This is a genomic window from bacterium, from assembly GCA_040755795.1.
Taxonomy (GTDB): Bacteria; UBA9089; CG2-30-40-21; order CG2-30-40-21; family SBAY01; genus JBFLXS01.
The window spans coordinates 1-10,648 of the sequence record JBFLXS010000111.1; the positions used below are offsets into that span (position 1 = coordinate 1).

Consider the following 10,648-nt stretch of genomic DNA (forward strand, 5'->3'; position numbering starts at 1 on the left):
TTCTGACAACAGAAGTGTTCTATTGGATGCATCGTTATTCCACCTCCCAAACAAAATCTCCAGAATAATACACTATGTACTTCTGTTATCTTTATCGACATTTTCTCTCACAAACTTTAGCTAATTTGGGACACCACCAAAAATTCTGTGAATGTGTTTGATTTAGAACTAAAGTATAAACAACACCTCAAAGTTGGCTTGGTTGATAATGCTTTGAGAAAAGTATTTGAGAATAATGGATATCCATTGTCAGATAAGGCAATAATTTCCAAGGGTAAAGAGAATTATTGGAGGATAGTAGATGCCAGAGATGAATATAAAGTTAAAGTGTGTACTATCGGAAATTTTTTATACATATCCAAGTCTGAAAAATATTTTATATTAGAATTTCCTGCTCATACATGGACTATCCATATCTATAATTCAAAAACTAAAAAGTGGGAAATAGATTATTAGAGGGTGAAAATATGATAAAGAAATTTTTAAAAACAGTATTAATATTATTACTGCTCGGTTTTGTAATTGTTTCATCACCCTTGGTCTATTACTACATTAAATATCATAAAGGATATGAAAATATAAAGAAATTTGAGTCTTTGGAGCCTGGAATTACTTTAAATGAGGCACAAGATGTTTTAGGCAAACCTATTAAGATTGAATTCTCAAGAGATAGAAAATATGAGATACATTATTATGAAACACCACCAATAATGTCAGATAGTTTAAGATTAACAGTTAGACTCAAAGATAAAATTGTTGAGGAAATTTGGATTAGCGAAAGGGTTAAATATCGTAAAGGATATGAAAAGGAGAAACTTCAGTGGGGAGTTGGGCTCAGACCTTGATTATGAAATTCACTTATAGGAGATAACTTACTGTTATTATTAGACTTGGAAATTAAGGATTAAATTTTAGGATGTTTTTAAAATAGATATCCCCTTCTTCTTTTTTCTTTTATTTATTTTTATTAGTAAGCGGATTAAACGGATATATCGGATTTTTCTTTTTTAATCTGCTTAAATCCGCTAAATCCGATTACTAAAAAAATAAATCCGTGTCATCCGTGTTCCAAAAGGTGGTAAAAATACCACTTTTTTTTGACTAAATTTTCCTTCCTTTAATTGCCTTTTTAGATAAAAATATAAAAAAATTAAAAAAATATTAATCTAATTAAAAAAATCAAAAAGGCTTTCAAAAATAGTTGACTTTTAAAGAGTTTTTAGTTATAATTAACTTAGATTTTTCAATTGGTCTTTGATAAATCACTATGTGTCTTTGCTAATGACTTAACTGATGGTAGTGGTTGGAAGATAAACGGTAGTCAAAGGTTTATAGCTGGACTTAATTACATGGGTACTGACTTTAGCAAAGTCCTGCCAAAGGGGTTAAATAACCTTCACTTACCTTTCTCTAACACCATTTTACCTGGAGCAGTAGAATATATGACCAAAACCTATCAATTAGGTGTAGCTGCTACTGGCAAAGAAGGGGTATTGTTTGGTAAAGAGTTATCAGATGAAGAAAGGATAAACATCGGCACCAAATTAGTTGGTTCTTCCATCGGTAATATTATTGGGAATGGAATTGACTACGCTACGGATGAGGAGCCAGAAACAGGAATAACAGATGCTTTAAAACAAGAAGGGATGAATTTTTACAAAGGTGCACAGGCATGGAGTCAGATGGCTGTCCAGGCCTACCAGAATGCCTCAAACCTTGCCTCATATCTTCATTTTGGTCCCAATAATACTACTAATAACAATATCCCTAAAGACCAGGATGCCTACATAAAATTAGATTTTGCTCATGAGATATGGCAAAGTATTAAAAGTATTGGTCAGGCAGGTGAAAATATACTTACTACTATTAGGGATACTGTTCGAGATTACCAACAAGATTATGCCAGATATGTAGCATTTAAGAAAGGGGAATTAACTATTGAGGCAATCAAACAACAAGTAGAGAGTAAGCAATTAAGTGTAGATGATGTCCTTGATTTAGCCCAAAGGGTTAAGAGATATGGAGGAGATGCAACAGAGTTAATAAAATTATATAGTGATAGAGTAACTCCAAGCCAGTTACGAGCAATGATAGAGGCAAATCAAGACCCAACAATAACTAATATCCTTATAGATAAATGGAATAAAGATTATGCCAATGGGTGGATAGAGGGTTATAATTTCTATTATGAAAAAGTTGGGGAAGATGGCGAGGTATCAAATCCACTGGATAAAATGAAAGATGATGTATTAAATAGTAAATTAGAAGACCTTGCGGGGAAAAATGAATTAACAGGAGTAGAAAAAGACAGAGCACATGATCTATTGGCTGAATATTTGAGAAGAAATAATAATCAAGGGACATGGGGTATTAAAGGGAAAGAGGCAGAGATAGGTATAAAGGTTGCAGATGATGTAGCTAAGAAGGTTTTAAAATACTATTTAGGAAATTTGGGGAAAGGACTTGTGATAGCAAGATACCTTGTTCAAGGTGAAATAGACAAAGCTATTTTTCAATTGGACCCAACACATATAGCCGACATAGCCGACATAGCTTATAAAACTGTAAGATATGGAGGGTATATTAATGACTTGGCAAGGACACAGTTAGGAGAGATAGGATTTTACCAGAAAGGAATAGAAGACTATGCACACTATATAAATATGCCACCTAATATGTCAAATCTTGGAATAGACTTTTTCAATTTACCTGCAAGTACATTTATTAAAGCTGATATTAGGTACTATATGGGACATGGATCTCATATAGGAGGTACCAATAACTGGTTACCTGAACAGATTAAAGGATGGATTGAAGAGGCAGCTAAACCATATAGATAAATAGGAGAGATTATTATGAAAAAACTCTATATCTTAAAATATATAACTTTCATCTTTATCCTTATCATTCTCACTGGATGTAAAGAAGTATCTTATCCTGCTAAGATTGCTTTTACTTCTAATCGTGATGGCAATTTAGATATTTATACAATGGATGTTGATGGTAAAAATCAAATAAGATTAACAACCGATCCAGCTAATGATGATTTTCCTCGTTGGTCCCCAGATGGTAAAAAAATTGCTTTTGTCTCGGACCGTGATGGTCCAACAGAAATTTATATAATGAATGCTGATGGTACGAACCAAAGAAGAATTAGTGAGATTAATACAATTGATGGTATTCCTTCTTGGTCACCAGATGGGAGACAAATTGTTTTCAGTTCCTATCTTGGGAGTTGGGAAGAAGGATTTAATGAAGAGATTTATATTATGAATGCAGATGGTAGCAACCGAAGGCGATTAACTCATCATCCTGCAGATGATGATGCCCCTTCCTGGTCACCAGATGGTAAAAAGATAGCTTTTGTTTCAAAGCGAGATGGGAATTATGAAATTTATACCATGGATATTAATGGTACAAATTTGAAGAGATTAACAAATAATGATGTTTCAGAAAGAGATATTACTTGGTCTCCAGATGGTAAAAAGATAGCTTTTGTATGTAAGCGAAAAAGTGATAAAAACGCTAAAATTTATGTAATGAATGCTAATGGTACAGGTCAGACGAGAATAGGTGATGATTCTGCAATTCCTGATTTATACCCTTGTTGGTCCCCAGATGGTAAAAAGATAGCTTTTCAGTCTGTTAGTGTCGAGTTTGTGAATAGAGAAGGCTATATAGAGATTTTCATAATGGATGCAGATGGAAAAAATCGAAAAAGACTAACCTATAACCAAGTTGCAAATGGACGCCCATCATGGCAACCGATTACTAAGTAAAAGTGAGGAAGGAGGAGAGATAATGGAAAAGTATATGGGGTCACCAACAATCTTTGGTGTAGGATTGGCACTTTGGGTACAAGGATTTTATGATCCCAGGTTATGGCTACCTGCTTTTTTCTTAATATGGATAGACTTTCTCATCTGGTACAAAAGATTAACTACCCATGGGAAATAATCCTACCCAAAAAGAACAAGTTGAGGGTCTAACTTTATTTTACATTTTCCTAAAAAGAAGGGGATATTTAAAAAACAGATGTCCCCTTCTTCTTTTTTTATTAGTAAGCGGATTAAACGGATATATCGAATTTTTCCTTTTTAATCTGCTTAAATCTGCTAAATCCGATTACTAAAAAAATAAATCTGTGTCATCCGTGTTCCAAAAGGTGGTAAAAATACCACCTATTTTTGAAGGGGAGAGGGGAATATTTAGGGGATATGGAGATGAATTTAAAAAAATTATAAAAAATATTTTAATATCCCCTTATCTCCCATATATCCCCCACATCCCCTTTTATTACACTTTTTCTTTCCTTAATTGCCTTTCAAAAAATAGTTGACTTCTATAAAGTTTTTAGTTATAATTAACTTAAATTTTCAATTGGTCTTTGATAAATCACTAGGTGTCTTTGCTAATGACTTAACTGATGGTAGTGGCAGAAAGATACAAGGTTCTCAAAGATTTATGACAGCTCTTAACTACATGGGCACTGACTTTAGCAAAGTCCTACCAAAGGGGTTAAATAACCTTCACTTACCTTTCTCTAACACTATCCAACCTGGTGCAGTAGAATATATGACCAAGACCTATCAATTAGGTGTAGCTGCTACTGGCAAAGAAGGGGTATTGTTTGGTAAAGAGTTATCAGATGAAGAAAGGATAAACATCGGCACCAAATTAGCCACCTGTGCAGTTAACTTTAGACCTGTGTAAAAAAAAGGAGATACGGAGATGATAAAGGAGATAAGGGGATATATTTAGGAGTTTTTGGTGAAAGGGTTAGGGTTAGGAGGCTGGTTTGGTTTAAAGATTGAAAGAAGGCATAAAGAGATTTGTTCTGTAACATCTCCTTGCCCTTCGTGCTCTTCGTGGTGAATAGTTACCTTAAACCTAACTGCACAGGTCGAAAATTTTCCCCAAGAAGAGAAAGTAGCTAGTGTCGTGTTGAGTAAGTTTTGCACGGCGTATCATCAGATTTCATAACCTGCAAACGGATAATTGGTAACTGGTAACTGGTTAAATAGTTTCGTCATGAGATCAGCCGAACGGTATTTAATTACCAGTTACCAATCACCAGTTACCAGAATCAAATTCCGTGCGTTATTTGTTCAACACGACACTAGCATTATCCTGGGAGGAATATCACATGCTTCATAAAATATATTTAGCCTTTTTATGGCATTTTCATCAACCAATGTATAAAAATATTATTAATCCTCAAAAAGGGGCATATTTTATGCCATGGGTAAGAATGCACTCGATAAGAGATTATTTTAGTATGGCATATTTACTTAAAAAATATCCCAAAATACATCTTACCTGTAATTTTGTTCCATCTTTATTATGGCAAATTGAGGATTATGTTAATAATTCAGCCACAGATAGAGAATTAGAATTATCATTAAAACCCGTTTCTAAATTATCTCAAGGAGAGAAGAATTATATTTTAATGCACTTTTTTGATGGAAATTATGAAACTCAAATTTATCCATATCCTCGATATAAAGAGTTATTGCAAAAAAGACAATCTAAAAAAACCTTTACCGGGCAAGATTTGATTGATTTAAAGATGTGGTTTAATTTAAGTTGGTTTGGGGAAATATTTAAACAAGGCGAGGTTACACTCCCGGATTCAAATATTCTCACGGTTAAAGATTTTATAGAAAAGGATAGTGGATTTAGAGAAGATGATATTACTCAAATAATAGATTTGCAGTATAAAATTATGCGTAATATCATTCCTATTTATAAAAATCTTCAGGAGAGAGGTCAGATTGAAGTTTCTACCAGCCCATTTTACCATCCGATTATTCCTTTGATTTATGATACAAATCAGGCAACTATTGATAAAGAGGGATTGACATTGCCACCACGCTTTTCAATGCCAGAGGATGCAAAGGCACAGATTGATTTAGCCGTTGAGTATTATTCTAAGATATTTGGTCAACCGCCACGAGGGATGTGGCCATCAGAGGGGGCTGTGAGTCAATCGACTATCCATCTATTTGCTCAGGCTAATCTCAATTGGATTGCTACGGACCAGGGGGTATTACAGAAATCCGGTAAATATGGCTACGAGGCTTATAAGCCAGATGTCCTATGTTCACCTTACTTAGCCTTTGATGAAGAGAAAAATTCAGAGATAACCATTTTCTTCCGCGAAACTAAATTATCTAATGTTATAAGTTTTGATTATCAAAAATATAGAGATTACAAACAGGCGGCTATGGAATTTATTAAGTGGGTAAAGGGATTTGCCCATAACGAAGACCGAATTTTAACTGTCATCCTTGATGGAGAAAATCCTTGGGGATATTATCGTAAGACTGGCGTAGAATTTCTTAATGCCCTTTATAAAAATTTATCTAAAGACAAAGAAATTATTACAGTTACATTTTCAGAATACATCACTGGTAATTCTGCTCGAGGTATTTTAGCCCATCCTAAAGAGACTCAAAAAAAGGTTTATGACCTATTTTGTGCCAGCTGGATAGACCAGGCCGGGTCTATGCCCGGAAATGACCTTGGCACCTGGATAGGCGATAAAGAAAAGAATAATGCCTGGAATTTACTCCGTTTGGTTAGGGATGATTTAGACAAAAAGGGTATTACCCCACAAAACTATCCACAGGTGTTTGAATCAATCTATGCGGCAGAAGGAAGCGATTGGTTCTGGTGGTATGGCACTGATTACTCAAGTGACCGTGATGACCAGTTTGATACATTATTTAAAGACCATTTAAAAAATGCCTATTTGCGATTAGGATTGACATCAAGTCTAATATTTCGTAACTGTTCAGCCACAGATGGACACAGAAAATAGGAAGTAGAAAGTAGAGAGTAGAAAGTAAAGAAAACATCACTCCTCACGCCTATCTCCTTACTTTCTACCTTCTATCTTCTATCCGCGAATATCCGCATCATCAGCGTCATCAGCGTGCTATTATTTTTCATCGTCATTTGTGCCCTGCAGGGGCATGAGCATTTCTCCTGAAAATAGGTTATGGGACGCAGATTTTCGTAGATTATCAGGATGTATATTTAAAAATCCTGAAAATCTGCGTTTATCTGCGTCCCATACTTTCCCGTATCTGCAGATGAGTTTATTATTGAATAAACTTTTTTTAAAGGAATTCCTTTTTCTATAGCAATCTTTTTGCACGATTCATATTCAGGAATAATTTCAACCTTACCTTCAAAAGTGACTTTCTTGACCTTCATCTTGCCTAATTCCGTTTCTATTTCTATTATTTCCCTTTTGATTTTTTTTCGTCTTATCTCCTGCAATCGGATACCAATAGAAGTTGTTTCCTTAAAAACGATATTAATCAGTTCATCTACCTTATCCAAAGGGGCAATGATTGATAAAATTATCCCAGAACGGCTCTTTTTCATTATAATTGGGGTCAAATAAACATCCAATGCCCCTGCCTCAAATAATCGCTCAAAACAATATTCATAAATCTGTGGGTTTAAATCATCGATATTTGTTTCAATTAAAGAGATTATATCAGATTCACACTCATCTTTTTGAGATTCACCGATTAGGACTCTAAGTAAATTACTCTGTTGCTCGAGTTCAAAATTCCCACTTCCATAGCCAATTGTCTCAATCTTCATTGCGGGTAAATGACCAAATCCAGTAGCTAATGTTGTGATAATTGCCGCACCCGTTGGTGTCGTAAGTTCGGCTTTTATTCCACTTGAATACACAGGAATACCCTTTAGCAATTCACAAGTCGCCGGTCCAGGTGCAGGAAGAATGCCATGTTTAGTTTTTATTATGCCACTGCCCACATTTAAAGGAGATGAATAAATTTCATCAATACATAATTTTTTAAATCCAATAACTGCCCCAACAACATCAATAATTGTGTCAACAGAATTTAACTCGTGAAAATGCACATCTTCTATTTTGGATTTTAAGATGCTATGAACTTTCGCCTCAACCTCTCCCATTCGATAGAGAATTTTTTTGGATTTTTGTTTCGTATCATCTTCTAATGTGCTTTTTTCCACCAATTCAATCATTTCTGCTGGTGAACCAATTTCACTTGCAGTAATTACATCTACTTTTGTGCAGGTAATACCTTTTTTAATCATCTTTTCATATTTGATTTCGTAGTCGGCTACTGGTATCTTTTTTAGTTCATTTCTTAAATCCTCAAAATTCAATCCAGCATCAACCAGCGCCCCCAAAATCATATCTCCACTAATCCCGGAAAAACAATCAAAATACGCTATTTTCATTATTCACCTCTTGGTAACCGTTCAGGATATAGCCACAGAGTCACAGAGCACACAGAGGGAATATATAACGACGAATGAACACAAATACAAAAAGATTTGTAGTGCGAGGCTGTAGCCTCACTTCTGGCAAGCCCAAAGGCGAACCTAAAGGTTCGCAGTACATTTATGGGATGTCAAAGGTTAATTCGTGTGCATTTGTGGCTAATTCCCTTAATTCTCTGTGAACTCTGTGCCTCTGTGGCTGAACGTTTATACCTCTTGTTACTACTTTTAATTTTCTCCAAAAGTTAGTTGACAATAACAGCCTGAATATATTATAATATTATCAGGCTATTTTAGCAAGAAAAATCTTTTAAAGAAGGTTATATTTAGAATGAATTTGACACAAGAAATTCCAATAGTAAATATTTTAAGCCTTGAGATTCCTCAAGAAGTAATTAAAAAATTACCGGCAAAATTTGTCAATAGGTATCGATTAATCCCGATTAAAATGGATAATAACACCTTGACTATTGCTACCGCAGACCCATTAGAAATTCATATCCTTGATGATATTGGACTTTTATTAGGATGTAAAATAGAAGTGGTGTTTAGTTCACAAGATGAGATAGACCAGGCATTACAAAAATATTATGGAACAGGTGCACAGACCGTTGAAGATATTATCTCCGGGATTAAAGAGAAGAAAATTAGCGACCAGGATAAAGAAACAACTGCTGATTTAGAGAGTTTGGCTCATGAGGCACCGGTGATTAAATTAGTCAACTTAATCATCATGGAGGCAATTAAAAAAAGAGCAAGTGATATTCATATTGAATGTTTTGAAGATGAAATGGTGGTGAGATATAGAATAGATGGTGTGTTGTATGATACCTCTCCTCCACCTAAATGGCTTTACCCGGCTATTATCTCAAGAATCAAACTTATGGCTGAGATGAACATTGCGGAACGAAGATTACCACAAGACGGTCGAATACAACTTAAGGTTGGTGGCAAACAAATTGATATTCGTGTCGCAACATTACCTACACTCTATGGCGAAAGTTTAGTTCTTAGAATCCTTGAAAAAGAAAGTATTTTATTGGAATTAGAAGACTTAGGATTTGAGGAAACAATACTTGAACAATTTAAAAAATTAATCCATAGACCAAATGGAATTATTTTAGTTACAGGTCCTACTGGTTCAGGTAAAACCACAACCCTGTATGCGACATTAAACCGCATTAATTCAACTGAGAAAAAAATTATTACCATCGAAGACCCAGTTGAGTATCAAATAAAGCGAATAAATCAATTGCAGGTAAAACCTAAAATAAACTTTGGTTTTGCTCAAGGATTGCGGTCAATGTTAAGGCAAGACCCGGATATTATGATGGTTGGTGAGATAAGGGATTTAGAGACGGCTGAGGTAGCTGTTCAGGCGGCTTTGACGGGACATTTAGTTTTCTCAACATTACATACCAATGATGCCGCAAGTGCTATTACCCGGCTCCATGATATGGGAGTGGAGGATTTTCTGATTTCCTCATCGGTAATTGGAATATTAGCCCAGCGGCTTGTTCGACTTATTTGCCCGGAGTGCAGGGAAGAATATCTCCCTGCTCCAGAATTAGTCAAAGAGTTTCATTCAAAAACACTTCTTAAAGGCCGTGGTTGTGAAAAGTGCAATTATTCTGGCTTTAAAGGAAGAATAGGTATATTTGAATTACTGGTGATAAATGATGAATTACAAGAATTAATACTCCAAAAGACTAATGCTCATAAAATAAAAGAACTTGCTATTAAATCAGGAATGAAAACTATGCAAGAAGATGGTTTTCAAAAGGTGCAAAGAGGAGTAACTACCGTAGAGGAGGTTCTCAGAGTCGTTCAAGAGGAATAAAATTGTATCCCATCTTTACCGTTACTCCTGTGATTCAGACACTAGTGTCGTGTTGACTAAGTTTTGCACGGGGCATCATCAGGTTTCGTAACCTGCAAACGGATAATTGGTAACTGGTAACTGGTTAAATAGTTTCGTCCTGAGCTCAGCCCAACGGTATTTAATTACCAGTTACCAATCACCAGTTACCAGAATCAAATTCCGTGCGTTATTTGTTCAACAGGACACTATTGCTCTGTCGCTACTCAATTGATGTCCCCCCCGGGCCTAATCATTACCTGATAACTAGCAGCACATCGTGCACCTGAACATTGTGCACTCCTAATCCTCTATTTTGTAGCAGGACATCGTGCACCTTTATTTAGCTCTTTGACATTAATATCTGTTACACTCGATATTCAAGTTTTTTTTAAGATTAAGTGGTTTATCCTTTTTTAACCGCAAAGAACGCAAAGAAATTAACCGCAAAGAACGCAAAGATTATAGTGCTCTGTTAAGATTGAATTTGCATGTTAC

At 35.2% G+C, this 10,648-nt stretch carries 10 protein-coding genes; 9 read left to right on the forward strand and 1 reads right to left on the reverse strand.

Annotation, left to right across the window (positions count from 1 at the left end):
- Window positions 1-147 precede the first annotated feature (147 nt).
- From AB1414_08860 to AB1414_08890, 7 genes are all read left to right on the forward strand, one after another.
- On the forward strand, window positions 148-456 hold the full coding sequence (locus tag AB1414_08860; protein ID MEW6607549.1) for a hypothetical protein: 309 nt from the start codon (window positions 148-150) through the stop codon (window positions 454-456).
- Between the two features lie 11 nt (window positions 457-467).
- Window positions 468-845, forward strand: a complete 378-nt coding sequence (locus AB1414_08865; GenBank protein ID MEW6607550.1) for a hypothetical protein — start codon at window positions 468-470, stop codon at window positions 843-845.
- A 402-nt stretch (window positions 846-1,247) separates the two neighbouring features.
- Entirely contained in the window at window positions 1,248-2,840 is a 1,593-nt protein-coding gene (locus AB1414_08870; GenBank protein MEW6607551.1) for a hypothetical protein, read from the forward strand.
- A 15-nt stretch (window positions 2,841-2,855) separates the two neighbouring features.
- Window positions 2,856-3,779: a hypothetical protein gene (locus tag AB1414_08875; GenBank protein MEW6607552.1), complete on the forward strand. Its 924-nt coding sequence runs from the start codon at window positions 2,856-2,858 to the stop codon at window positions 3,777-3,779.
- Window positions 3,780-3,801: 22 nt separating this feature from the next.
- Window positions 3,802-3,957, forward strand: a complete 156-nt coding sequence (locus AB1414_08880) for a hypothetical protein (GenBank protein MEW6607553.1) — start codon at window positions 3,802-3,804, stop codon at window positions 3,955-3,957.
- 378 nt (window positions 3,958-4,335) lie between these two features.
- A complete protein-coding gene (locus tag AB1414_08885) occupies window positions 4,336-4,713 on the forward strand; it encodes a hypothetical protein (GenBank protein MEW6607554.1) in 378 nt (125 codons plus the stop codon).
- Window positions 4,714-5,146: 433 nt separating this feature from the next.
- Window positions 5,147-6,823: a glycoside hydrolase family 57 protein gene (locus tag AB1414_08890; protein MEW6607555.1), complete on the forward strand. Its 1,677-nt coding sequence runs from the start codon at window positions 5,147-5,149 to the stop codon at window positions 6,821-6,823.
- 218 nt (window positions 6,824-7,041) lie between these two features.
- Here AB1414_08890 and larC read toward each other — a convergent pair whose 3' ends face one another.
- Window positions 7,042-8,250 (reverse strand): nickel pincer cofactor biosynthesis protein LarC, encoded by a 1,209-nt coding sequence (gene larC, locus AB1414_08895; GenBank protein MEW6607556.1) that lies wholly within the window; start codon window positions 8,248-8,250, stop codon window positions 7,042-7,044.
- Between the two features lie 74 nt (window positions 8,251-8,324).
- Here larC and AB1414_08900 point away from each other — a divergent pair, with 74 nt between their 5' ends.
- Window positions 8,325-8,474, forward strand: coding sequence for a hypothetical protein (locus AB1414_08900; GenBank protein MEW6607557.1), 150 nt, complete (start codon window positions 8,325-8,327; stop codon window positions 8,472-8,474).
- A 149-nt stretch (window positions 8,475-8,623) separates the two neighbouring features.
- On the forward strand, window positions 8,624-10,132 hold the full coding sequence (gene gspE / locus AB1414_08905; GenBank protein ID MEW6607558.1) for a type II secretion system ATPase GspE: 1,509 nt from the start codon (window positions 8,624-8,626) through the stop codon (window positions 10,130-10,132).
- Window positions 10,133-10,648: the final 516 nt, after the last annotated feature.